General features: G+C 62.5%; 23 protein-coding genes. 6 read left to right on the top strand and 17 right to left on the bottom strand.

The window, feature by feature from the left end; translation table 11 throughout:
- Positions 1-13: 13 nt before the first annotated feature.
- The 3 genes from ACYVHH_RS17705 to ACYVHH_RS17695 are packed head-to-tail and all read right to left on the bottom strand — an operon-like array spanning position 14 to position 2,960.
- On the bottom strand, positions 14-598 hold the full coding sequence (locus ACYVHH_RS17705; protein WP_460566665.1) for an acyltransferase: 585 nt from the start codon (positions 596-598) through the stop codon (positions 14-16).
- A complete protein-coding gene (locus ACYVHH_RS17700) occupies positions 598-1,656 on the bottom strand; it encodes a Gfo/Idh/MocA family protein (RefSeq protein WP_460566663.1) in 1,059 nt (352 codons plus the stop codon). Before ACYVHH_RS17700 ends, ACYVHH_RS17705 begins: the two co-directional genes overlap by 1 nt.
- Positions 1,657-1,664: 8 nt before the next feature.
- Complete coding sequence (locus tag ACYVHH_RS17695; RefSeq protein WP_460566727.1) at positions 1,665-2,960, bottom strand: nucleotide sugar dehydrogenase; 1,296 nt, start codon at positions 2,958-2,960, stop codon at positions 1,665-1,667.
- Positions 2,961-3,081: 121 nt separating this feature from the next.
- On the opposite strand from ACYVHH_RS17695, the gene ACYVHH_RS17690 reads away from it, so the two are divergent.
- From ACYVHH_RS17690 to ACYVHH_RS17680, 3 genes are read left to right on the top strand one after another with little or no spacing between them, the layout of a single operon-like run.
- A complete protein-coding gene (locus ACYVHH_RS17690) occupies positions 3,082-4,314 on the top strand; it encodes an O-antigen ligase family protein (protein ID WP_460566661.1) in 1,233 nt (410 codons plus the stop codon).
- Positions 4,311-5,381 (top strand): hypothetical protein, encoded by a 1,071-nt coding sequence (locus tag ACYVHH_RS17685; RefSeq protein WP_460566659.1) that lies wholly within the window; start codon positions 4,311-4,313, stop codon positions 5,379-5,381. The genes ACYVHH_RS17690 and ACYVHH_RS17685 overlap by 4 nt, the downstream gene beginning before the upstream one ends.
- A complete protein-coding gene (locus ACYVHH_RS17680) occupies positions 5,378-6,349 on the top strand; it encodes a glycosyltransferase family 2 protein (RefSeq protein ID WP_460566657.1) in 972 nt (323 codons plus the stop codon). Before ACYVHH_RS17685 ends, ACYVHH_RS17680 begins: the two co-directional genes overlap by 4 nt.
- Here the strand turns inward: ACYVHH_RS17680 and ACYVHH_RS17675 are convergent.
- Genes ACYVHH_RS17675 through ACYVHH_RS17655 form a run of 5 tightly spaced genes read right to left on the bottom strand, consistent with a single transcriptional unit; the run spans position 6,346 to position 11,778 of the window.
- Entirely contained in the window at positions 6,346-7,137 is a 792-nt protein-coding gene (locus ACYVHH_RS17675; RefSeq protein ID WP_460566655.1) for a glycosyltransferase family 2 protein, read from the bottom strand. The genes ACYVHH_RS17680 and ACYVHH_RS17675 overlap by 4 nt on opposite strands.
- Positions 7,130-8,002, bottom strand: coding sequence for a glycosyltransferase family 2 protein (locus ACYVHH_RS17670; protein ID WP_460566653.1), 873 nt, complete (start codon positions 8,000-8,002; stop codon positions 7,130-7,132). Before ACYVHH_RS17670 ends, ACYVHH_RS17675 begins: the two co-directional genes overlap by 8 nt.
- Complete coding sequence (locus tag ACYVHH_RS17665) at positions 7,999-9,327, bottom strand: 3-deoxy-D-manno-octulosonic acid transferase (protein ID WP_460566651.1); 1,329 nt, start codon at positions 9,325-9,327, stop codon at positions 7,999-8,001. Before ACYVHH_RS17665 ends, ACYVHH_RS17670 begins: the two co-directional genes overlap by 4 nt.
- On the bottom strand, positions 9,317-10,378 hold the full coding sequence (locus ACYVHH_RS17660; protein WP_460566649.1) for a glycosyltransferase family 4 protein: 1,062 nt from the start codon (positions 10,376-10,378) through the stop codon (positions 9,317-9,319). Before ACYVHH_RS17660 ends, ACYVHH_RS17665 begins: the two co-directional genes overlap by 11 nt.
- Before the next feature lie 8 nt (positions 10,379-10,386).
- Entirely contained in the window at positions 10,387-11,778 is a 1,392-nt protein-coding gene (locus tag ACYVHH_RS17655; protein WP_460566647.1) for a phosphomannomutase/phosphoglucomutase, read from the bottom strand.
- A 57-nt stretch (positions 11,779-11,835) separates the two neighbouring features.
- Between ACYVHH_RS17655 and ACYVHH_RS17650 the strand changes: the two genes are divergently transcribed.
- A complete protein-coding gene (locus ACYVHH_RS17650; RefSeq protein WP_460566645.1) occupies positions 11,836-12,330 on the top strand; it encodes a methylated-DNA--[protein]-cysteine S-methyltransferase in 495 nt (164 codons plus the stop codon).
- Positions 12,331-12,342: 12 nt separating this feature from the next.
- Positions 12,343-13,236, top strand: coding sequence for a DMT family transporter (locus tag ACYVHH_RS17645; protein WP_460566643.1), 894 nt, complete (start codon positions 12,343-12,345; stop codon positions 13,234-13,236).
- Positions 13,237-13,263: 27 nt separating this feature from the next.
- Here the strand turns inward: ACYVHH_RS17645 and ACYVHH_RS17640 are convergent, their stop codons facing one another.
- The 8 genes from ACYVHH_RS17640 to aceA form a co-directional block, all read right to left on the bottom strand.
- On the bottom strand, positions 13,264-13,596 hold the full coding sequence (locus ACYVHH_RS17640) for an integration host factor subunit alpha (protein WP_460566641.1): 333 nt from the start codon (positions 13,594-13,596) through the stop codon (positions 13,264-13,266).
- A 26-nt stretch (positions 13,597-13,622) separates the two neighbouring features.
- A complete protein-coding gene (gene pheT / locus ACYVHH_RS17635; protein ID WP_460566639.1) occupies positions 13,623-16,049 on the bottom strand; it encodes a phenylalanine--tRNA ligase subunit beta in 2,427 nt (808 codons plus the stop codon).
- 29 nt (positions 16,050-16,078) lie between these two features.
- Positions 16,079-17,149, bottom strand: a complete 1,071-nt coding sequence (pheS, locus tag ACYVHH_RS17630) for a phenylalanine--tRNA ligase subunit alpha (protein ID WP_460566637.1) — start codon at positions 17,147-17,149, stop codon at positions 16,079-16,081.
- A gap of 125 nt (positions 17,150-17,274) precedes the next feature.
- Complete coding sequence (rplT, locus tag ACYVHH_RS17625) at positions 17,275-17,634, bottom strand: 50S ribosomal protein L20 (protein ID WP_460566635.1); 360 nt, start codon at positions 17,632-17,634, stop codon at positions 17,275-17,277.
- A 25-nt stretch (positions 17,635-17,659) separates the two neighbouring features.
- Positions 17,660-17,863 carry a 50S ribosomal protein L35 gene (rpmI, locus tag ACYVHH_RS17620; protein ID WP_009517525.1) on the bottom strand — a complete coding sequence of 68 codons (204 nt, stop codon included), beginning with the start codon at positions 17,861-17,863 and terminating at the stop codon, positions 17,660-17,662.
- A gap of 189 nt (positions 17,864-18,052) precedes the next feature.
- Positions 18,053-18,664 (bottom strand): translation initiation factor IF-3, encoded by a 612-nt coding sequence (gene infC, locus ACYVHH_RS17615; protein WP_460566725.1) that lies wholly within the window; start codon positions 18,662-18,664, stop codon positions 18,053-18,055.
- Positions 18,665-18,755: 91 nt separating this feature from the next.
- Positions 18,756-20,663, bottom strand: a complete 1,908-nt coding sequence (gene thrS, locus ACYVHH_RS17610; protein WP_460566632.1) for a threonine--tRNA ligase — start codon at positions 20,661-20,663, stop codon at positions 18,756-18,758.
- A gap of 237 nt (positions 20,664-20,900) precedes the next feature.
- Positions 20,901-22,232, bottom strand: coding sequence for an isocitrate lyase (gene aceA, locus ACYVHH_RS17605; protein ID WP_460566630.1), 1,332 nt, complete (start codon positions 22,230-22,232; stop codon positions 20,901-20,903).
- A 367-nt stretch (positions 22,233-22,599) separates the two neighbouring features.
- Here aceA and ACYVHH_RS17600 point away from each other — a divergent pair, with 367 nt between their 5' ends.
- On the top strand, positions 22,600-23,529 hold the full coding sequence (locus tag ACYVHH_RS17600) for a DMT family transporter (protein WP_460566628.1): 930 nt from the start codon (positions 22,600-22,602) through the stop codon (positions 23,527-23,529).
- Between the two features lie 33 nt (positions 23,530-23,562).
- Here the strand turns inward: ACYVHH_RS17600 and ACYVHH_RS17595 are convergent, their stop codons facing one another.
- The gene (locus tag ACYVHH_RS17595; protein ID WP_460566626.1) at positions 23,563-24,222 is read right to left on the bottom strand and encodes a sulfite exporter TauE/SafE family protein; all 660 of its coding nucleotides are present in this window, start codon (positions 24,220-24,222) and stop codon (positions 23,563-23,565) included.
- Positions 24,223-24,226 lie beyond the last annotated feature (4 nt).

The raw sequence follows: 24,226 nt of genomic DNA, 5'->3' as shown, positions 1-24,226 counted from the left end.
CTGTCTTTGTTCTTCACTCTGCCAGGCGGCAGCGGCCATCGCGCAGTTCGTAGCGCCGCCCCGTCTGCGGGCAGACAGCTTCGGCGTCGCCGCTCAAGGGCAGATCAAGGCGCTCGCCATGTTGGCTCATCCAGCCGATCTGGCGTGCAGGCACGCCCACCATCAAGGCGTAATCAGGCACGTCGTGGTTGACCACCGCTCCTGCGCCAACGAAAGCATACTGGCCCACCGTGACACCGCAGACGATGGTGGAATTGGCCCCCAGGGTCGCGCCGCGCTTGACCAGCGTTCGCCGGTATTCGTCCTTGCGAACAACGGCGCTGCGCGGGTTGTAGACATTGGTGAACACCATGCTAGGGCCGCAGAAGACATCGTCTTCCAAGGTCACCGCGTCATAGACGCTGACATTGTTCTGGACCTTGACGTTGTTGCCGATGACGACGTCGTTGCCCACAAAGACGTTTTGGCCGAAGGAGCAGCCCCGGCCAATGCTCGCGCCGGAACAAATGTGCACCCAATGCCAGACACGGCTGCCCTCGCCGATCTGCGCGCCTTCGTCGACGATGGCCGAGGGGTGAATGGTGCAGTTCGCGCTCATCACAGCTCCAGCGGCAGGCCCACGCGCACACCGTCGCGTGCCGAGCGGTAGGCGGCGATCAGGACCTCCAGAGACTTGAGCCCCTCACGGCCGTCGACATCGGGCTCGGCCTCGCCGCGCAGCGTCTTGATAACGTTGTCGTAGTACAAGGGGTGCCCAAAGCCATAGACGCTGGTGGTCTCGTAGCTGGCCACCTTGATCTGCTCGTCGTCGGGGCGGCTGTCGGCGAACTGCCATTCCTGGATTTCGTTGACAGCAACACCACCCACACGCACCGTGCCCTTCTCGCCCAGAATGGTGATGGAGCCTTCGAGGTTCTTGGGGTAGGTCAGCATGGTGCAGTTGAGCGAGCCCAGTGCGCCGTTGCGCCAGCGCACGCTGAGCACGCCGGTGTCTTCTGCCTCGATGTCGCGCGCCAGGGTGGCCGTGTAAGCATGCAGGGAGTCGATGGGGCCGATCAGCCACTCCAGTAGGTCCACGTAGTGGCTGGCCTGGTTCATGAAGGCCCCGCCATCCAGTTCCCAAGTACCGCGCCACTTGGCCTGGTCGTAGTAACCCACCTGCGGCCGCTGCCAGAAAACGTTCAGCGTCACCATGTAGATCTGGCCAAAGCGCTTCTGGCTCACCGCCTGTTTTAGCAGTTGCAGTGTGGCGTTCTTGCGGTTTTGCTTGACAACGAACAGGCGCACATCCGACTCTTCACAGGCACGCACCATACGCAGGCCATCCTCCCATTTGGTGGCCATGGGCTTTTCGCTGAGCACGTGCCGCCCGGTGCGGGCCACTTCCACCGCCTGCTGCGGATGGATGCCGCTGGGCGTGGTAAGGATGACGCAGTCAGCCGTGGTCTTTTGCAGCATGGCCGTCAGACTGGCGTGGCCTGCAGCCCCCGTAGCCTGAACGGCCTTTTGCAAAGCAGCCGGATCGATGTCACAGACATCGACCAGCTCGGCATGGTCGCCATGCTGCCGGATGGAATCAAAATGGTTCTTGGAGATGCGCCCGCAACCCACCAGGGCGAAGCGGATCTTGCGATCGGTGATCGGTTTATTGTTCATAGCGTCAATCAAAGGCGGAACACTGTGAAGCCGCAGTCTGAGGCAGCATGCCGGTCAAACAGGCTCTTCACGTCAGACAGCACGGGTTTGCTGCCCCGGCACAGCTCACGCAGCTCTGGCAGCTGCGCGTGCCTGTATTCGTTGTGCCCCACAGCCACCACCAACGCGTCCACCGGATGCGCGGCGTCGATCACGCCGAGCTTGAGGCCGTATTCGTGCTGCACATCCTCGTCACTGGCCCAGGGGTCAGCCACGACAACGTCAACCCCCCATGACTCGAATTCACGCACCATGTCCACCACCTTGCTGTTGCGGATGTCAGGGCAGTTCTCTTTGAAAGTGATACCCAGAACACCAACGCGGCAGCGCGGCACGTCCATGCCATTTTGAAGCATGAGCTTGATGGTGTTACGCGCAACATAGCGCGCCATATTGTCGTTGATGCGGCGCCCCGCGAGGATGACCTGCGGGTGGTAACCCACCTCTTCAGCCTTGTGCGTCAGGTAGTACGGATCGACGCCGATGCAGTGCCCGCCGACCAGGCCCGGGCGAAACGGCAGGAAGTTCCATTTGCTGCCAGCGGCTTCCAACACGTCCAGCGTGTCAATGCCTAGGCGCGCAAAAATGACAGACAGTTCGTTGATAAGCGCAATGTTCAGATCGCGCTGAGTGTTTTCGATGACCTTGGCAGCTTCCGCTACCTTGATGCTGCTGGCCTTGTGGGTGCCCGCCGTAATGATGCTGCGGTAAAGCTCGTCAACCGCGTCCGCTACTTCGGGCGTACTGCCGCTAGTAATTTTCTTGATCTTGGTCAGCGTATTGACCTTGTCACCGGGGTTGATGCGCTCCGGGCTGTAACCACAGAAAAAGTCCCGGTTGAACTTCAGTCCAGAAAACTTTTCCAGCACAGGCACGCAGACTTCCTCTGTTGCGCCTGGGTACACTGTGGACTCGTAGATGACCACCGCCCCTCGGGACATCGCCCTCCCAACCGTTTCGCTGGCCTTGACCAGCGGAGTCATGTCAGGACGATTGGCCTGATCCACCGGCGTAGGCACCGTGACGATGAACACCTCGCAGCTCTTCAAATCATCCAGCTGATCTGAAAACGTCAACCATTCGGCTGCGATCAACTGCTGCGGCGACACCTCCAATGTGCTGTCACGGCCAGCCCGCAGCTCTACGATGCGGTACGGATTGATGTCAAAACCAAGCACCGGACGGCATCGGCCAAACTCCGCCGCCAACGGCAACCCTACGTACCCCAGCCCAACAACGGCCAGACGCTTGTCATCTAAATTCATGGTTTTCTCTTTGGAAAGCATGCTGCTGTGCCGTCCCTTGACCAGCATCCGCGCATGCGAATTCTCCCACAACCGAATCGAACCGACTGCTAAACTGCCGCCGCGCTTACGCTTATATGTGATGAAACTGAACTCGCTTTGCATTAGCCCGTTGGACGCTTGGCTAACCGCCCTGGTAGCTATGCTGTTTTTCGCCTTCCCCACCGCCCTTGGTGTGGCCAACTTGGCAACGCTTATGCTCATAGCGACTGGCGTCCTCATGCTACGACATGCAGAAACGCGGTTGAAGTTGACGTGCAATCGCATGGTGTGGATGCTTGCTGGCTTGTATACAGTGGTGCTGGTGGGAGTGCTTTACACCCCAGCAGATTGGAGTTGGGTAGGACTGCACTTAGGCAAGTACGCCAAGTTGCTATACGCGGCGTTGATCATTGCCCTACTGTCCGGCGAAGAAACTCGCCAAAAGGTGGCGCTGAACGCCTTTGTCGCAGCCATGCTGGTGACCCTGGCATCCACTTGGCTGAATGTGTGGTTCCTGCTGCCTTGGTCCGCCTCACAAGAGACGGGCTGGGGCAAAAGCCACCATGTCTTTGGCGACTACATCACGCAGAACGTGATGATGAGTTTTTTCTGTGCATTGACCTTGCACAGAACCCTGAATGACCCCGACGGTGCTCGTCGCGTTGGCTGGGCTGTCATTACGCTAGCTGCGGCACTGAGCATCACCCATCTGTCAAACGGACGAACAGGCTACCTGTTGGTCCTCACTAGCCTACTCACGTACGCATTGGTGGCCTCGCGCGGCCGTCGGCTGGTAGTTTCTATAGCAGGCATGGTTGTAGCCGGTGTTTTGGCGGTGTCCGCCTCAGACATCCTTCAGAGCCGCTTGGTCGAAGCTCTGGAAGAAGCACGCGCACGCGACGTAAACAACGAATCGTCGATTGGCCACCGGCTTTACAACTACAAGACAACGCCTAAGTTGATTGCCGAGGCCCCACTTTTTGGCCACGGCACGGGCGCATACCACGAAGAAATATGCCGATTTGTGGAGCGCGCTGAACAGTGCCAGGTGTTCGCCTGGCATCCGCACAACCAATTCCTGTTCCTGGCGGCTGACCATGGCCTGTTGGGCGCTGCGCTTTACCTTGCGCTGATCATTAGCATGTTCGTGATGGCTATGCGAAGCAAAGACAAAACTGCCGGGGCCCTGCTGGCAGTGCTTGCCGCAGTAATGTTGGTGGACAGCATGATCAATTCCCCGCTTTGGAGTGCGCGGGAAAGCCACTTCTTCATGTACATGCTGGCCCTGCTGGTGGCCATGTGCCAAACCCCCGAAAAGAAAGCCATGGCATGAGCAAGACGATTGCCTTCCACTCCAACCAGCTGTCGATACGCGGCACTGAAGTGGCTCTGTACGACTACGCCCACTACAACGAAGAGTTGCTGAACAACAGAAGCTTTGTGGTGTACGACGCGTCCAGCCCCTTCAACCAACCCGATGCACTGCCGAAGTTCCAGGAGCGATTTGAGGTGGTGGCGTACCGGGACCGTTCGGAGCTTGACGGCCTGCTCAAGAGTCGCAACGCCGATTTGCTCTACGCCATCAAAGCGGGCAAGCGCGATGGCCTGGTGTCGGGCGTGGTACCAACCATGGTGCATGCGGTGTTTCCTTGCAGCCCGGCGCAGGCACATGGTTCGTCTTACGCTTACATATCAGAATGGCTGAGCCAGCATTGCAGCAATGGCAAGATTCCCTGCGTTCCGCACATCGTTCACCTGCCAGATGTTCAAGGCGACCTGCGTGCAACATTGGGCATTCCCGACGACGCTCTGGTCCTGGGCTGCCACGGCGGCCAGAAAAGTTTTGATGTGCCTTGCGCCATTGAGGGGCTGAAGGCAGCCTTGGACACCCGGGCCGACCTGTACGCGGTCTTCCTGAACATTGAACCCTTCGTGCAACACCCCAGGGCCGTCTTCTTGCCTGGCACGCCAGACATGGCCTACAAGGTGCGCTTCATCAACACGTGTGACGCCATGCTGCACGCCCGGCTGCAAGGCGAGTCCTTTGGCTTGGCCTGTGGCGAATTCTCCATACGCAACAAACCGGTCATCACTTACCTTCATGGCAAGCATGGCCACCATATCGACGTGCTGGGCGACAAAGGCTTTTACTACCAAGACCAAAGCTCTTTGTTGGCCATCATTCGTGACATGGACAGAGCACAACTGGCCCGCGAGAACTGGGATTGCTACACCGCACGTTACAACCCTGCAACGGTGATGGAAAGCTTTGAACGGCACCTGGTACAGCCGGCCTTGGCCAACAAAAACCGAACGCCAGACTGGCACATCAACTGGCTGGACAGACTGGCCTACCTGCGGTTGAAGCTGCAAATGCGTTTGAACGGAAAAGCCGCATGAACCACCCCCTGTTGACCATCGTCATCGTCCACTTCAACACGGCGAAACTGACCGGTGACTGCGTGGATTCTTTGCTGCACGTGCTAATGGCCACGACGCTGCGCCAGCAGTTTGAGGTGGTGATTGTTGACAACCGCTCCCGTGTTGACGAGTTCCGGCAGTTGCAAGAGCGCTTGGCAAAGCACGCTGAAGCCCCCGTGCAGCTGGTGCGCAACTGCATGAACTCGGGTTTTGGCTTGGGGTGCATGCTTGGGCTGAACCATTCGGCCGGCAGATATGTGGCATTCGTCAACAGCGACACTGCTTTCGACGACGATTGCTTTACGCCGCTGATCAAGTTCTTGGACGAGCGGGCCGACGCTGGCGTGGTAACCCCGCAGCACTTGGATATGGAGGGTCGCAGGACACCTTCTTTCCGCCGCTTTGACTCTTTCCTGCAGCGGTTTGCCGGTGATGGCCTGGCCCGGATCTTCTACCGGGGAACGGGCGCAGACCCGAAAGGCACCTACACGGAGCCCGTTGCGGTGGATTTTGTGCTGGGCAGCTTCATGCTGTTTCGGCGGGAGGCACTGGCAACCATCGGTGGTTTCGACCCAAACCTGTTCCTCTACTATGAGGAAATGGACACCTGCCTGCGCCTGCAGAAAGCTGGCTACAAGGCCTACTACCACCCGGGCTCAAGCTTCCGGCACGTGGGGGGCGGCAGTGCCGCGCCATCTCTGGAATTGCGCATGGAGACCTTGATTTCCATGCTTTACATCATCCGCAAGAACAAGGGTGCGCTGTACTACGCGGCGTTCCATGCGCTGCTGGTGCTGCAATACCTGCTGAAAGCACCGTTCAAACAGCGCAATCGCAAACTGCTATGGGGGCTGCTCACCTTGGGTGTACCACAGGCCTGCTCCATGCGCACCCGGCAGGAGTGCAACTTTGACATCGTCAACACCCGCCAGACGGGCGTGCATTAACGCTTGACGAGGGCAGCGTCGATGAGGTTGCGGTCGTAACGCAAGGCCGCGTAGCGGAAGAAGCACTCCAGCGCGATAAAGAAGCAGAACAGGAAGCCTTGCGGACCGCAGAGGACGCCAAGCCTGAACACATAGAGCCGAAGGAATATGGCCAGGCCGGAAAGAAAACCACGGAAGATACCGCCGCGTTTACCGGCCCTGGCCCGCTTGATGGCACCCAATTGAACGTACTGGGCCAGCTTTTGCAGACAGCCGTAGACGCTTTCACGCGAATAGTGCAACAAGCGGTTGCGAAACCTGTATACCCGCGCATCAGCCCGGGTAAGAATGGGATGTTCGTGCACCACGCCATCAAACCCCTGCAAGGCACTGGCGCGGAAGAAGCGTGACACCCCGCCAGCGGAACGCAGGTGCGTCAACGTTCTGCCGAAAGCAACCTCGCACCAACCGACACGCCCGACGTCATGGCGGCCGTCTGCCATGACGCCCTGCAATTCCTGCCGCAACTCGGGCGTGATGACCTCATCCGCATCCAGAAAGAACACGTAGTCGGCCTTGACGTGAGCCAGCAACCGGGTGCGCTGCACGGCGAAACCTTGCCACTCCGGATAGACCACCACCTCCGCCCCCATCTCGGCAGCAATGTCGCGCGTGCGGTCTGAACTGCCGCTGTCGATGACCACGACTTGATCGGCAAAGCTGGCGCTTTGCAGGCACTGGGCAATGCGGCGTTCTTCGTTGAGGGTAAGAACGCCTATGCAAAGCGTGGGGCGCGTGGCTTCAGGCATGGAACTTCCAATTCAACAACCCCACCCACCGCCCCCACATGCGGGCGACGAGCTTGGGCGAAAACAACACAACGCGCAGCGGAATGGCCACGCTGGTGAGCAGCAGCAACTTGCGCCGCTGGGCCTGTGCGGCTTGCAGCGACTGGTGCTTGCTGGCAAAGATGAGCTTGGACTGGGCGTGATGGTAGCCGCGCCAGTACTCCCCGCGCCAGGGTGAGCGGCCTTTGACGGAGCCACGCGAGCGGTGCAAGGCTGCCACCTGCGGTAACACCACCATGGGCAGACGCGCCTGGAACAGGCGCAGACAGAGGTCGTCGTCCTCGTAATAGAGAAAGAAACGCTCGTCGAAGAAACCCACATCGACGAACCGTTCAAGCCGCAGCAGCATGGCGGCACCGCAGACAAAGCCCACGCACACGGCGCCCTCGGCACCTGGGCCACGTGACGCCCATAGTGTGTGCGGCCAGCGGTAGTTGACCTCGGGCCTGCCACGGGCATCTTGCAGTTGGGGGGCGAGCACTGCTGCGTCCGGCATGTCGGTGGCAGCCTTCAACAAGGCCTCCAGGCCATCAACCGGCAACTCACAGTCGGGGTTGAGCAACAACGCAAAAGGTGTGGTCACCTGGGCCAAAGCGCGGTTGTTGGCTGCGCCAAAGCCCAGATTGCGACCATGCGCCAGCACCTTTGCATGTGGCCACAGCTCGCTGGCGGCACGAGGGGTGTCATCGCCGCTGCCGTTGTCGGAAACGATGACGTGTGCGCACTGACTCAAGAGCGGCGCCAAGCGGTCCAGGCAATGGGCGCTGTTGTAGGTGACGACGATGATGGTCACGCCATTGAGCGCGGGGGCAAAGCCAGTGTTCATTGAGTTGCTCCTGCGGTGTGGCGGTATGCGTTCAACAGGAATGCTGCATAGCGTTGCGCGGCCCCCTGCCCTTGCTGCTGCAACACGCCACATGCCTGGCGGGCGCCGGCCAGGGCCTGCACATCGCCCAACAAACGCTGGGTTTGAACCATGGCGCCCTGCATGTCTGCCACGCGAATGGCTGCGCCCACCTGGGCGGCTTGCTCCGCAGCGTCCGCAAAATTGAAGGTGTGCGGCCCCATGACGACGGGGCAGCCGCAAGCCGCCGCCTCGATGAGGTTCTGCCCCCCCAGGGGCAGGAAGCTGCCGCCCAGCCAGGCCACGTCGGCCATGGCGTAGTAGGCGTGCATTTCGCCCAGCGAATCACCCAACCAGACGTTGGCGGTAGCTGCTGAGGCTTGATCGTGATCTTGCCATGCGCTGCGGCGGAACACCGTTAGCCCAGCCTGCTGCACGAGCGCAGCCACTTCGGCAAAACGCTGCGGGTGACGTGGTACCACAAGCCACAGCACCTGCTGTGCCCAAGGCTGGTTGCGCAGTGCCTGTAGCCAAAGGGCCTCTTCCCCTTCGCGGCTGCTGGCCAGCATGACCACAGGCCGCCCGCCTGCCGCCAGCTTCCAGCGCTGCCCCTGCGCAATTTGCGCGGGGTTGGGCTCCACATCGAACTTGAGGTTGCCGAACACACCTTGTACAGGTGCCCGCAGCTGCGCGAACCGTTCGGCATCGGCCTGCGTCTGCGCGAGCACGGCTTCGAGCCCGGCATAGGCGGGCCGCGCCAGCCAGGCCACGCGCTGCGCCTGGTGCAGCGACTTGGCACTCAGGCGGCCGTTGACCAGGCACAGGGGAATGCCCCTGGCTTGGCAGGCATGCACCCAATTCGGCCAGACCTCGGTTTCCATCAACACCCCCAGCGCGGGGTTGAAGTGGTTCAGAAACCGCTCCACCGCGCCCGGGGTATCCCACGGTTGCCACACCTGCAGGTCACCCGGTGCCAGCAGCTTGGCCCCCTCGGCCCGGCCGGTGGCTGTACCGTGGGTGAGCAGCACCCGCAGGCCCGGCATCTGCGCTCGCAGCGCGTTCAACAGCAAGCCTGCCGCACGCGTTTCGCCCAGAGAGACTGCGTGCACCCACAACCAGCCCGCAGAGGACGGTATGCCCGGGTAATGCCCCAGGCGCTGTTCAACGTGCGCCAGGTAGCCCGGCTCCACTTGGCCACGGCGCTGCAGCTTGCGCCGCAGCAGTGGCACCAACAACCACATGGCAAGGCCATAGCCCCACAGGGCCAACCGCTCGATGGTTGAAAGGCCACGGGCCTCAAGCGGCATCGAACAGCCCTTGGTAAACACGGCCAATGCCTGCAGCCTCCTGCGCCAGCGAAAACGCCGACGTGACCCTTGCCTGCGCCGCTTGCCCCATGCGCAGCGCCGCCTCGGGGTCTTGCATGACCTTTTGCACGGCCTGCGCCAAGCCTACGGCGTCGCCCGTGTCGACCAGATAGCCGTTCACACCGGGTTGCACCAGTTCTTCGAACGCGCCCGTGCGCGAACACACCAGCGCGCAGCCCGTGGCGGCAGCCTCGAAAGGTGTGAGACCAAAGGGCTCGTAACGCGGGCAAGCCACGCAGAGCAGGCAGCGCTGGTACCAGCGGTGTACCTCGCCCGCAGGCACCTCACCCAGAAAGACGATCCGATCTGCCAGCCCCGCTGCCGCGATCTTGTCTTTCAAGGCCTGCTGGTAGGCCTGGTGCTGGGGCTGGGCCAGGCCGGCAATGACAGCCGTGGCGTCTGGCAAATGCGGCAGCGCCTCGATCATGGCGTCCACAAAAACGTCGCTGCCCTTGTCGGGCCGGACGCGCCCGAACACGCCGATACCGTACTTGCCCGGCAGGCCGGAGTCGGCCCAGGCGTTGAGTTTGTCGGCTGGCGGGGAAAAGCGGCTCAGGTCGATGCCGTGCGGCACCACCGCCGTGGTGTTGGGCACGAAGCTGGCGGCCTTGGGCGTGGTGGAGATGACAGCGTCCATGCGCGAGATGAGCCAACGCGGAAACCAGCCGTGCAGGTGCTGCGCGGCCGAGGTGAACACCAGCTTGATGGGCAGGCGCAGCACATCGCGCGCCCAGAGGCCTGCGGCCATTTCGTGGTCGCGGCGCACATGCCAGATGCGGAAGTTGCGTCCTGCTGGCGGCTTGCGCGACAGGCGAATGGCTTCCTTGAGCGTCATGCCAGGCACGCCGTTGGACAGCGGCGTACCGCAGTAGGCCAGCTGCCACTGGTTCAACTGCAGCGGCACCAGTGCGTTCACCGTGGCGGACACGCCGGTGTAGCGCTTCTTGAGGTTGAAGACGATGACTTCGGGATCGTTGCTGGGCGTGGCCATGGGTGTCCTCAATGTGCGGCCTGCCCGATGTGGGCGTCGGGTTTGACGCGACGCAACAGCGCCAGCATCTCGGTTTCAATGCGCTGCAACGCTTCGGGCGTTTGCCCCTCGAAGCGCAGCACCAGCACGGGCGTGGTATTGGACGCACGGATGAGGCCAAAGCCATCGGGCCAGTCCACGCGCAGGCCGTCGATGGTGTTGGCCTCGGCCGGTGCCCGGAATTGCGCCAGGGCCTGCAATTCGGCCACCAGACGGTGCGGCTCGCCATCAGCGCAGGCCACATTCAGTTCGGGGGTGGAATGGCTGGTGGGCAGGGCCTCCAGCACCGCACCAGGATTGGCCTCACGGCTCAGAATTTCAAGCAAGCGCGCGCCAGCGTAGGTGCCGTCATCAAACCCGTACCACCGTTCCTTGAAGAAGATGTGGCCACTCATCTCGCCGCCCAACGGGGAATCAACTTCCTTCATCTTGGCCTTGATGAGCGAATGCCCGGTTTTGTACATGAGCGGCACGCCACCAGCGGCACGAATCGCCGGGGCAAGGCGCTGGCTGCATTTCACGTCGAACACGATGGCGCCACCCGGCACGCGCGACAGCACGTCCTGCGCAAAGAGCAGCATCTGCCGGTCCGGGAAGATGTTCTGGCCACTGGGCGTGACGATGCCCAGTCGGTCACCGTCGCCGTCAAAGGCCAGGCCCAGATCGGCACCCGTGCTTTGCAAGGCCGCGATGAGGTCACGCAGGTTCTCGGGCTTGGAGGGATCAGGGTGGTGGTTGGGAAAATTGCCATCCACCTCGCTGAACAGTTCGATCACCTCGCAGCCAAGGGCGCGGAACAGCTGCGGCGCGGACGCCCCGGCCACGCCATTGCCACAATCCACCACCACCTTCAGCGGGCGCGCCAGCTTCACATCACCCACGATGCGCTGGACGTAGTCGTTCAACACGTTGACCTCGCGCAGCGCGCCGCGTGGCTCGGCCTGAGCAGCGGCTGGGGCTTCGGCTTCGATTGCCTGCCGCAGCGCCTGGACCTCTTCACCATAGATGGCCCGGCCGGCCATCACCATCTTGAAGCCGTTGTGGTGTTTGGGGTTGTGGCTGCCGGTGACCTGGATGCCGCTGCGACACAGCGTGTGCGCCGCAAAGTACAGCATGGGCGTGGTGACCATGCCCACGTCGATCACGTCTACCCCGGCCTGCCGCAGGCCGTGGATCAAGGCGCTGGCAAGCGCGGGGCTGCTGAGCCGCCCGTCGCGCCCGACGGCAACCACCGCCTCCCCTTCGGCCAGGGCACGCGCACCAAAAGCGCGCCCCAAGGCCTGTGCCATGTCCGGGTGCAGCGCGTCTGGCACCACGCCGCGAATGTCGTAGGCCTTGAAGATGTGGGGAGATACTTGCATGCGTACTGATATGGGTGTTTGTGCAGGAGTATGATTTTCGCATTGTCGGCCACCCCCATGACCCACCCCCCATCCACCGTATCCTGCCAATGGCAAAGCCCCGTGGGCCCGCTGCTGCTGGCCGCCAGCGAAACTGCCCTGCGTGGCATATGGTTCGTGGACCAGACGGGCATTCCGCCGTGGGCTACGCGCGCTCCGCAAGTGCATGGCCACCCCATCCTGGACGAAACGCTGACGCAACTGCAAAGCTACTTTGCCGGGCAGCGCCGCGATTTTGACCTGCCGCTGGACTTGTCCTGTGGCACCGAATTCCAGCAAACCGTGTGGCGCCAGCTGCAGCACATACCCTACGGTGAATCCTGCAGCTACAGCGACGTGGCCCAGGCCGTTGGCCGCCCCAGGGCCGTGCGCGCAGTGGGTGGCGCGGTGGGCCGCAACCCGCTGGGCATCGTGCTGCCTTGCCACCGCGTGCTGGGCCAGCAAGGCCAGCTCACCGGCTACACGGGCGGTCTGGCACGCAAGGCGGCGCTGCTGTGGCTCGAAACCTCCTGACGCTCTGACACCATGAAAAAACAACTGGCAGCCGAGTTCGTGCTGCTCGCCGCCCTTTGGGGCTCGTCCTTCCTGTTCATGCGCTTTGGTGCCGCTGAATTTGGCGCCTGGGCCACTGCAGGGGCGCGGGTGGCCGTGGCCAGCGTGGCGCTGCTGCCCGTGCTGCTCATCAGCGGCCAGTGGAATGCGTTTCGCGCCAACGCAGGGCGCATTCTTTTTGTGGGCGTGTTGAATTCTGGCCTGCCATTCGCGCTGTACGCGTACGCGCTGCTGTCCATCACCACGGGGCTGTCAGCCATTCTCAACGCCACGGTGCCGCTGTTCGGGGCCCTGGTGGCCTGGCTGTGGCTGAAGGAACGGCCCGGGCGTTGGCGGGCGGTGGGCCTGGCCATCGGCTTTGTGGGTGTGGCGCTGCTTTCCTGGAACAAGGCCAGCTTCAAGCCCGGCGGCACCGGCTGGGCAGTGGTGGCCTGTCTGGGAGCCACGCTCTGCTATGGCATTGCCGCCAGCTACACCAAGAAGTTCCTGACCGGCGTGCACCCACTGGCCACGGCCACGGGCAGCCAGTTCGGCGCCACACTGGGCCTGGCTATTCCCGCCTTGTGGTTCTGGCCTGAACACAACCCCAGTGCCGGGGCGTGGTGGTCCGTCATCGCGGTGGGGGTGCTGTGCACGGCCGTCGCTTACATCCTGTATTTCCGCCTGATCGAAAAGGCAGGCCCCAGCAAGACCCTGACGGTGACTTTCCTGATCCCGGTGTTTGCCTTGGTCTACGGCGCACTGCTGTTGAGCGAACCGATCACGCTCTGGATGGTGGTGGGGGGCGCCATCATTCTGTGCGGGGTGGCGTTGGCCACCGGCCTGGTGGCACCAGGCAGCGGGGCGCGCCGCACGGCCAGGGCATGAAAAAGGGCCCTTGCGGGCCCTGTGTGTTCAAGCAGCGGCGGTATCGCCGCCCGTTTGCACCGAGTCCTTGAGCTTGGGGCTGGCGTGGAAGGTCACCACACGCCGGGCCTCGATGGCCACGGGCTCGCCAGTGCGCGGATTGCGGCCGGGACGGGCCGCCTTGGTGCGGATCTGGAAATTCCCGAAGCCGGAAATCTTCACGTCCTGACCATCCACCAGGCTCTGGCTGATGAGTTCAAAGAACGCATCAACCATGTCCTTGGATTCGCGCTTGTTCAGACCGATCTGCTCGAACAGCAGCTCGGCCATCTGGGCTTTGGTCAACGCGTTCGACTCGGCTTCTGTCGGCTTTTCTGCCATGTGTTGTTCTCCTCCGTGTCAGGTTTTCAGGCACGCAGACGGGCTTGCACACGCTGTGCCAGCTCGGCCAGCACGGCCTGCACGACTCCCTCGATTTCCTCGTCCGTGAGCGTGGCGTCGCCGCGCTCCAGCGTCAGACGCACGGCCAGGCTCTTTTCATCAGCGGCCAGGCCCCCTGCCTGTTCCGCGCCTTTCTTGGGCCGGTACACGTCAAACAGCACGGCTTGCTTGAGCCAGCCGTTGGTGGCCGCGGCATGCACAGCGCCCATCAGCGCCGCGTGAGTGACACCTTCCTTCACCACCACGGCGATGTCACGCTCCACCGGCTGGTGGCGCGTGACGGGCTGCGCCACGGGCACCTGGCGTTCCAGCACCGCGGGCAGGTCCAGCTCGAACATCACGGGAGCCTGCTGCCAGCCTTCCAGCTGGCGCCAGCGCGGGTGCAGTTCGCCCACATAGCCCACAGGCTGGCCGTCGAGCAGCACGCGGGCGCAGCGGCCCGGGTGCATGGCGGGGTGAGTTGCAGGTTCGAAGGTTGGCACGCGCGGCGCCAGCAAGGCTTCGACATCGCCTTTGACATCGAAGAAGTCCACGGCACGCGCAGGCATGCCCCACTGCAGGCTGGCATCATCGCCGTAGGCCACACCCGCCACACGCATGGGCTGGGCAAAACCGGCCACGGTGGTGTCGCTGTCGGCCACCGATGCATCTTTGCTGAACACCCGGCCCAGCTCGAACACACGCACACGGTGCGCCTTGCGGTCGGTGTTGAACTTGAGCACAGCCAGCAGGCTGCCCAGCAGCGAAGAACGCATCACGTTCATCTGGCTGGCGATGGGGTTGAGCAAGCGGATGGGGGCCGCATTGCCCGCGTAATCGCGCTCCCAGCGCTCTTCCACAAAGCTGTAGTTGATGGTTTCCTGGTACCCCAGCTGCGCCAGTTGGCGACGCAACTGGAAGGGTGCGCGGCGGCTCTCGGGGCGGATCTTGGCCGTCACGGGCGCGAGCGGCGGGGTGTGCGGCAGGTGGTCGTAGCCGATGACGCGCGCCACCTCTTCGATCAGGTCTTCCTCGATCTGCAGATCGAAACGGAAGGACGGCGGCGTGACGGTGACCGTACCCTCGCCTTCACTCACGGGCAGACTGAGGCGGCGCAGTGCGTCAGCGCATTGCTGCTGCGTGACCGGCATGCCGATGACCTTGGCTGCGCGTGCCACGCGCAGCGTCACCGGCTGGGCTTGCGGCATGTTGACGATATGGTCGTCGATGGGGCCGGCCTGGCCGCCACAGACCTGCAGGATGAGGTCGGTGATGCGCTCGACGTGTTCCACGGTGAGCTGGGGGTCGACCCCGCGCTCGAAGCGGTGGCCCGCGTCAGTGCTGAAGTTGTAGCGGCGTGAACGGCCTGCAATGGCCTTGGGCCACCAGAAGGCAGCCTCCACGAAAACGTTACGTGTCTCGTCACCCACGGCCGTGGCATCGCCGCCCATGATGCCGGCGAGCGATTCCACCTCTTTGTCGTCGGCAATGACGCCCACGGTCTCGTCCACCGTGACGGTATTGCCATTGAGCAGCTTGAGCTGTTCACCGGCCTTGCCCCAGCGCACCTGCAGGCCACCGTGGATCTTGTCCAGGTCGAAGATGTGCGAAGGACGGCCCAGCTCGAACATCACGTAGTTGGAGATGTCCACCAATGCAGACACGCTGCGCTGGCCGCAACGGGCCAGGCGCTCCACCATCCAGGCGGGCGTTTGCGCCTGCGGGTTGATGCCGCGCACGATGCGCCCGGTGAAGCGGCCGCACAGATCGGGCGACAGCACTTTGACGGGCAGCTTGTCGGCGTGCGCGGCCTCCAGCGTAGGGTAGACGGGTGTATTGAGGGGCGAGCCGGTGAGCGCCGCCACCTCCCGTGCGATGCCGTACACACTCAGGCAGTGCGCCAAATTGGGCGTGAGCTTGAGGGTGAACAGGCGGTCGTCGAGCTTGAGGTGCTCGCGGATGTCCCGCCCCACCGCGGCGTCACCAGCCAGCTCCAGCAGCCCGCCGTGGTCCTCGGACAGGCCCAGTTCGCGGGCAGAGCACAGCATGCCGTAGCTTTCCACACCGCGCAGCTTGCCCACCTTGATCTGGAAGGGCTTGCCATCCTCACCCGGCGGCAGCTCTGCACCCACCAGGGCACAAGGAACCTTGATACCCACACGGGCGTTCGGCGCGCCGCAGACGATCTGTAGCAGTTCACCAGTGCCTGCATCCACCTTGCACACGCGCAGGCGGTCGGCGTTGGGGTGCTGTTCGGCTTCGACTATTGAGCCAACCACGATCTTGGAAAACGGCGGCGCCACAGGCACGCACTCCTCCACCTCCAGACCGGCCATGGTAAGGGTGTCGGCCAATTGCTGGCTCGTCAGGGGCGGGTTGCAGAATTCACGCAGCCAGGACTCGGGGAATTGCATGTTTCAGACTCTCGGAATGCGTTGGCAGATCAGCGGAACTGGCTCAGGAAGCGGATGTCACCGTCGAAGAACAGGCGCAGGTCGTTGACGCCATAGCGCAGCATGGTCAGGCGGTCCGGCCCCATGCCGAAGGCAAAGCCGATGTATTTCTCGGGGTCCAGCCCCATGTTGCGCACCACGTTCGGGTGCACCTGGCCGCTGCCCGCCACCTCCAGCCAACGGCCCGCCAGGGGTCCGGTCTGGAACTGGATGTCGATCTCGGCGCTGGGCTCGGTGAAGGGAAAGAAGCTGGGGCGGAAACGCAGCACCAGATCGTCCGACTCGAAGAAGGTGCGGCAGAAATCGGTGAACACGAACTTCAGGTCCTTGAAGCTCACGTTCTCGCCGATCCACAGGCCTTCACACTGGTGGAACATGGGCGAGTGGGTGGCGTCGCTATCCACCCGGTAGGTGCGGCCCGGCGCGATGACGCGGATCTCGGGCATGTCGCCACCGAAGAGCCCGTCTGCCGGGGCCCCGGCCAGCGCCTTGTGGCGCTTGACGTGCTGCACCGCGTGGCGGATCTGCATGGGGCTGGTGTGCGTGCGCAGCAGGTTGGGGGCCTTGTCGGAGCCGCCTTCGACGTAGAAGGTGTCGTGCATGGAACGCGCCGGATGGTCTTCGGGCGTGTTCAATGCGGTGAAGTTGAACCAATCGGATTCGATCTCGGGACCGTCGGCCACTTCAAAGCCCATGGAGCCGAAGATCGCCTCGATGCGTTCCATCGTCAGGCTCACGGGGTGCAGACCGCCGGTGCCACGCTGGCGACCGGGCAGGGTCACGTCGAGTGCCTCGGCATGCAGCTGCCGCTGCAGCTCGGCCTCGGCCAGGGCCTGCCGACGCTCGTTCAATGCCGCCTCGATCGCCTGCTTGGCCACGTTGATGGCCGCGCCACGAGTCTTCTTCTCTTCCACGCTGAGCGCCGCCATGCCTTTCATCAGCTCGGTCATGCGGCCACTCTTGCCCAGGTACTGGGCCTTGGCGTTTTCCAGGTCGGCGGGGGTGGCGGCCTGCGCGAACAGCTCGCGTGCCGACTGCACCAGGGAATCGAGGTCGTTCATCTCAACGGTCCACGGCTTGCCCTCAAAGGGCGGAATCCAAATGAAAAAGGGCCAGAACTTTGCAGCCCTGGCCCCCAATTGCCGGTCGATTGGCGGCTTTTCTGTTCAGAAAAACCAATCGTCCATCAGGCAGCCAACTTGGCCTTGACCTGCTCGACGATGCTGCTGAAAGCAGCCTTGTCGTTCACGGCCAGATCGGCCAGCATCTTGCGGTCGATCTCGATGGCGGCTTTCTTCAGGCCGTTGGCGAACTGGCTGTAGGTCAGGCCCAATTCGCGCACGCCGGCGTTGATACGGGCGATCCACAGCTGGCGGAACACGCGCTTCTTGGTACGACGGTCACGGTAGGCGTACTGACCGGCCTTCATCACCGCCTGTTTGGCGATGCGGAAGACGTTACCGCGACGGCCGCGGAAACCTTTGGCCAGGGCCAGGACTTTCTTGTGACGGGCACGTGCGGTGACACCACGTTTGACGCGAGGCATAGCTTACTCCTTGTTCGTCGTTGAATTACAGGCCAGCAAAGGGCAGCATCTGCGCCATGTGACCCATGTTGGTCTCATGCACATTCACCGCACCACGCAGATGGCGCTTGTTCTTGGTGGTCTTCTTGGTCAGGATGTGACGCTTGAAGGCTTGACCGCGCTTGACGGTGCCACCCGGACGAACGCGAAAACGCTTTTTCGCACTGCTCTTGGTCTTCATTTTGGGCATGTTGATGCTCCTTATGGTTTGTGCTCGTGAGGCGCCGCGAACCAGATCGCGGTCTTGTTGGCCCCGAGCCACTTGGGTTGTGCGGCTGGTTCAAGGAACCGCCGCTTGGAAAGGCACCCTGTGGAGTGCGCTTCCCGGACCCGCCGCAGGCGACCAACCCGCCACGGACCCGTTTCTTGCACCGGCGGATTACTCTGCCGGGGTGGCCACCGGAGCAGCTTCCTGCGCCGGTTTGCCTGCACCGCCCGCCTTCTTGCGGCCGGGTGCGATCATCATGATCATCTGGCGGCCTTCGAGCTTGGGGAACTGCTCCACCACGATCGAATCGCCGAGTTCATCGCGAATGCGGTTCAACAGCGCCAGACCCAGTTCCTGGTGCGTGATCTCGCGACCACGGAAACGCAGGGTGATCTTGCACTTGTCGCCGTCTTCCAGGAAGCGGCGCACGTTGCGCATCTTGATGTTGTAGTCACCTTCGTCGGTACCGGGGCGGAACTTGATTTCCTTGACCTCGATGACCTTCTGCTTGGCTTTCGCCTCCGCTGCCTTCTTCTGCTCCGCGTACTTGAACTTGCCGTAATCGATGAGGCGGCAGACCGGCGGCTTCGCCATCGCGGCAATTTCCACCAGATCCACGTCCAGGTCACCCGCCATGCGCAGCGCTTCCTGGAGACTCACGACACCAATGGCTTCGCCTTCGGGCCCCGTAAGGCGAACCTCGGGAGCGTTGATTTCGCGGTTCAGGCGGTGGGCGCGTTCCTCGCGTTGACGGCGGTCGCGGAAGTTGGGGTTGGTAGCGATGGTGAAATCCTTTGTTCAAAAAGCTGCAGGGCAGCAAAATCGCTGCCCACTGCCTGACACCCGAGGCACCACAGAACAGGAAACCCAGGCCTCAGGCCTTGGCTTCGATGTCGGAGCGGATGCGTTGGGCGAACTCCTCCAGGGACAAAACCCCCAGGTCCTTGTTGCCGCGCGCGCGCACGGCAACCGCCCCGGCGGCCTTTTCTTTGTCACCTACCACGAGGATGTAAGGCAGCTTCTGCAGCGAGTGCTCCCGTATTTTATACGTTATTTTCTCGTTGCGCAGATCAAGCGCCACCCTAAGCCCTTGATTCTCCAGTGTTTTGGCAATTTCACGACAGTAATCTGCCTGCGCGTCGGTGATGTTGAGCACCGCCACCTGCACCGGGGCCAGCCACGTGGGCAGGGCGCCAGCATGCTGCTCGATCAAAATGCCGATGAAACGCTCCAGGCTGCCGACGATGGCGCGGTGCAACAGGACGGGGCGGTGGCGCATGCCATCCTCCCCCACGAACTCGGCGTCCAGGCGCTCCGGCAGGTTCGGGTCCACCTGGATGGTGCCGCATTGCCACTGGCGGCCCAGCGCGTCCTTGAGCGTGTATTCGATCTTGGGACCGTAGAAAGCCCCCTCGCCCGGCAGGTACTCGAAGTCGCAGCCAGCGGCCTTCAGGCCCTCGGCCAGAGCCGCCTCGGCCTTGTCCCAGCTTTCCTCGGTGCCAATGCGCTTTTCAGGGCGCGTGGACAGCTTGTAGAGGATGTCGGTGAACCCAAAGTCCTTGTAGACCTTCTTGAGCAGCGCAGTGAAGGCCGCCACTTCAACCTGGATCATGTCTTCCGTGCAGAAGATGTGGCCGTCGTCCTGCGTGAAGCCCCGCACACGCATGATGCCGTGCAAACCTCCCGTGGGCTCGTTGCGATGGCACTGGCCGAACTCGCCGTAGCGCAGCGGCAGGTCACGGTAGCTCTTCACACCCTGCTTGAAGATCAGGATATGGCCCGGGCAGTTCATCGGCTTGAGCGCGTAGTCGCGCTTTTCCGACTCGGTGGTGAACATGTTGTCCCGGTACTTGTCCCAGTGGCCGGTTTTCTCCCACAGGGTCTTGTCCAGGATCTGCGGGCCCTTGACCTCCAGGTAGCCGTTGTCGCGGTACACGCGGCGCATGTACTGCTCCACTTCCTGCCACACCGTCCAGCCCTTGGGGTGCCAGAACACCGTGCCGGGCGAATGCTCATCGATGTGGAACAGGTCCAGCTCCCGGCCCAGCTTTCGGTGGTCGCGCTTCTCGGCTTCCTCCAACAGGGTCAGGTACTGCTGCAGCTCGTCCTTGGAGGTCCATGCCGTGCCGTAGATGCGTTGCAGCATCTCGTTGCGGTGGTCACCGCGCCAGTAGGCTCCCGCCACCTTCATGAGCTTGAAGTGCTTGAGTTTGCCGGTGCTGGGCACGTGCGGGCCGCGGCACAGGTCTTCAAAGCTGCCCTCGCGGTAGAGGCTCACCTCTTCGTTCGTGGGTATGCTGGCAATGATCTCGGCCTTGTAGTGCTCACCCAGTCCCTTGAAGTAAGCAACAGCCTCATCGCGCGGCAGCACGCGGCGCACCACCGGCTCGTCCTTGTTGGCCAGCTCGGTCATCTTCTTTTCGATGGCGGCCAGGTCTTCGGGGGTGAAGGGGCGCTTGTACGAAAAGTCGTAGTAGAAGCCGTTGTCGATCACCGGACCGATGGTTACCTGGGCCTCGGGGAACAGCTCCTTGACAGCATAGGCCAGCAGGTGCGCGGTGGAGTGGCGGATCACCTCCAGCCCGTCGGCGTCCTTGGCGGTAACGATGGCGAGGGCGGCATCGGCTTCGATGCGGAAGGACGTATCGACCAGCCTGCCGTCCACCTTGCCTGCCAGCGCGGCCTTGGCCAGGCCGGAACCAATGGAAGCAGCCACCTCGGCCACCGTGACCGGGCCTGGAAACTGACGTTGCGAGCCGTCTGGGAGCGTGATGTTCAGCATGGGAAGTCCAGAAAACAAAAACGCGGCTCGGGGCCGCGCTGTGAGAGTGAAAAGATACCGTGCAGGCGCGAACTGCCGCCCATCAATGGGCAGTGACAACCTCCGGGGTAGTTCGCGGTGTCATAACCGGTGTGCCTTTCTCGCTCTTGTTGATCAGAAAGTGGGCATTTTCCCACAAAAAAAGCCCGGGGATCGCCCGGGCTCTCGTCTCCTCGCCCCCGTTGAGGGGCTTGCGGATCAGTGGAACTGCTCTTCTTCGGTGGAGCCGGTCAGGGCTTTCACGCTGGAAGAACCGCCTTGGATAACCGTGGTCACGTCGTCGAAGTAACCCGCGCCCACTTCCTGCTGGTGCGACACGAAGGTGTAGCCCTTCTCACGCGCTGCGAACTCGGGCTCTTGCACCATGTTCACATAGTGCTTCATGCCTTCGCCGCGAGCGTAAGCGTGAGCAAACTGGAAGGTGTTGAACCAGTTGATGTGGATACCGGCCAGCGTGATGAACTGGTACTTGTAGCCCAGCGCAGACAGCTCTTCCTGGAAGGAAGCGATCTGGCTGTCGTTGAGGTTCTTCTTCCAGTTGAAGGACGGCGAGCAGTTGTAGGACAGCAGCTTGCCCGGGCAAGCGGCGTGCACGGCCTGGGCGAACTCACGGGCGAAGCCGATGTCAGGCACGCCGGTTTCGCACCACACCAGGTCGGCGTAGGGCGCGTAGGCCACGCCACGGCTGATGGCCTGCTCCAGACCGTTCTTCACACGGTAGAAGCCTTCTTGCGTGCGCTCGCCAGTCAGGAAAGGCTTGTCGTTGGCGTCGTGGTCAGACGTGATCAGGTTGGCTGCCTCGGCGTCGGTACGAGCCAGGATGATGGTGGGCACACCCATGGTGTCGGCAGCGAAACGAGCGGCGATCAGCTTCTCGATGGCTTCCTGGGTGGGCACCAGCACCTTGCCGCCCATGTGACCGCACTTCTTCACGGCAGCCAGCTGGTCTTCGAAGTGCACGCCTGCCGCGCCGGCAGCAATCATGTTCTTCATCAGTTCGAAGGCGTTGAGCACGCCGCCGAAACCGGCTTCTGCATCAGCCACGATGGGCAGGAAGTAGTCGATGAACTCGGGAGAGCCCGGCTCGATGCCACGGCCCCACTGGATTTCGTCGGCGCGTTTGAAGGTGTTGTTGATGCGGCGAACCATGGTAGGCACCGAGTCGTAGGCGTACAGCGACTGGTCGGGGTACATGGTTTCGGAGGTGTTGCCGTCGGCAGCCACCTGCCAGCCGGAGAGGTAAACAGCTTCCAGACCAGCCTTGGCCTGCTGCATGGCCTGGCCAGCGCTGATGGCGCCGAAGGCGTTCACATAGCCCTTCTTGGCACCGCCGTTGATCTTGTCCCACAGCTTTTCGGCACCGCGCTGGGCCAGGGTGTACTCGGGCTGCAGACTGCCGCGCAGACGAACCACGTCTGCGGCGGTGTAACCGCGCTTGATGCCTTTCCAGCGGGGATTGTTGGCCCAGTCTTTTTCCAGGGCTTCGATCTGTTGCTGACGGCTCAGTTGCTGGGTGATGGATTGAGGCATGGAAACACTCCTTGGCTTAGGTTGAGACACCGGGTGGCAGTTGCCTTGTTGATTACATGCAAGTGCAGTGCCGTTGGAGAAAGTTTAAGTCTTCTATAAGACTTGATGTGAATCTTATGTCTTATAGAAGACATTTATTTTTTTATTAAAAATCAATTACTTAACAAACTGTTTTTTCAATGTGAAAACTCATTCTTCATATTGAGAAATTTTGCGGCGGCGCAACATCCTTTGATTTCATAATACAAAAATGTTTGCGTCTGTATGAAAATGCGCCCTCGCCATCAGGCATGCACCTGATAGGTGACACCTCTCGCCCTTGGTGCATGATCGGGGGCCACACCACCGCTGTCACACGTTCCTCACCATGTTGCACCCCACCCCCTGGCTGGCCTACGCATGCCTTGCCCTGAGCATGTCACTCGTTGGAAGCTATGTCGCACTGTCCAAGCCGCTGGTCGCCGTGCTGCCGGTGTTCCTGCTCGCCTGGCTGCGCTTTGGCATTGGTGCCCTGGCCATGGCCACATGGGTGGTGAAGCCGGCCGATGAGCCTCCCCTGTCGGCACGCACCCGAGGACTCCTGTTCCTGGAGTCCTTCCTGGGCAACTTCCTGTTTTCCATCTGCATGCTGTACGGTGTGAGCCTGACCACTGCCACCGCCGCAGGCGTGGTCATGTCGTCGATTCCTGCGGTGGTCGCCGTGTTGAGCTGGCTGTTCCTGCGCGAACGGCTCAGCGGCCGCAACCTGGCCGCCATTGGCCTTGCCGCATTGGGCATCGGCCTGTTCTCCATGGAAAAGTCCAGCACGACAACAGGCACCACCGGCAGCTTCCTGGGCATGCCCCTTGCCCTGTGGGGCAATCTGCTGGTGTTTGCGGCCGTGGTGTGCGAGGCCTCATACGTGGTGATTGGCAAGAAGCTCACCCAGGGCCTGGGTCCCAGACGCATCTCTGCCATCATCAACCTGTGGGGGTTGGCCCTTGTCACCCCGCTGGGCCTGTGGACCGCATGGTCCTACGATTTCAGCCAGATGACGCTCTCACTGTGGACACTGCTGGCGTTCTATGCCCTGGCAGCCAGTGTCTGGACAGTGTGGCTGTGGATGACCGGGCTCAAACGCGTGAGCGCCAGCCAGGCAGGGGTTTTCACGGTGATGCTGCCGGTGAGCGCCGCGGCCATCGGCGTGCTGTTCATGGGGGAACGGCTCACACCCATGCAACTGACGGCATTTGCCATTGCCCTGGCTGGCCTGTTGATCGCTACCCTGCCCTCGCGTACCGGCTCGGCGCACCACTGATCTGCCGCCGGACCATCCCAAGGCGACGAGACGTCAGGCGCACCAGAGCCCGGTGGGCTGCGTGATACCCATCCACAAGGCCCAACCCGACGTCAAGGCCAGGGCGAGCCCGGCAAGCCGTATGCCCCAACCGCCCGAGCGGGCGTTCTTGACGCGGAGCAGCAGCCACGGGCCAGCCACCAGCGACACCATGGTCCCCGAGGCGAAGGCGGCCATGATCAAGGCGCCGTCGAACGCAGAGGCCGACAGCGAAGCCACCAGCAAAGCCGAATAGAGCAGCCCGCAAGGCATGAGCGCCCATCCCACGCCCAGCACGACAGGCGCCTTGCCCCCCAGGCCTGCCATCACCGGCCTGGCCTTGCGCCAGAGCCGCTGCCCCCAGTCGTCGATGAAAGCGGGTTGACGGGCCTGCCACAGCAGAACCAGCCCGAGAAGGAGAGCCGCCACGTGCATCATGGTCCACAACGGGCGCAGCACTGCGGTCTGCTGGCCCATCCAGCCCAGGCCCTGCACGGTTCCACCCGCCAACGCCCCCATCAGGCTGTAGCCCAGCAACCGCGAGAACTGGAACTTCCACAGGGCCAGGGTGCCGCGCGGCTCGGCAGCGCGTGCAATGCCTGCGCAGGCCGCCCCGCACATGGCCACGCAGTGCGGGCCGCCGACCAGGCCCATCATGAGGGCCGACACTGTCATGGAA

Source organism: Hydrogenophaga aquatica, assembly GCF_054780915.1.
The sequence above is the reverse complement of the archived record's forward strand: the minus strand, read 5'-3'. Positions and strand labels throughout refer to the sequence as shown.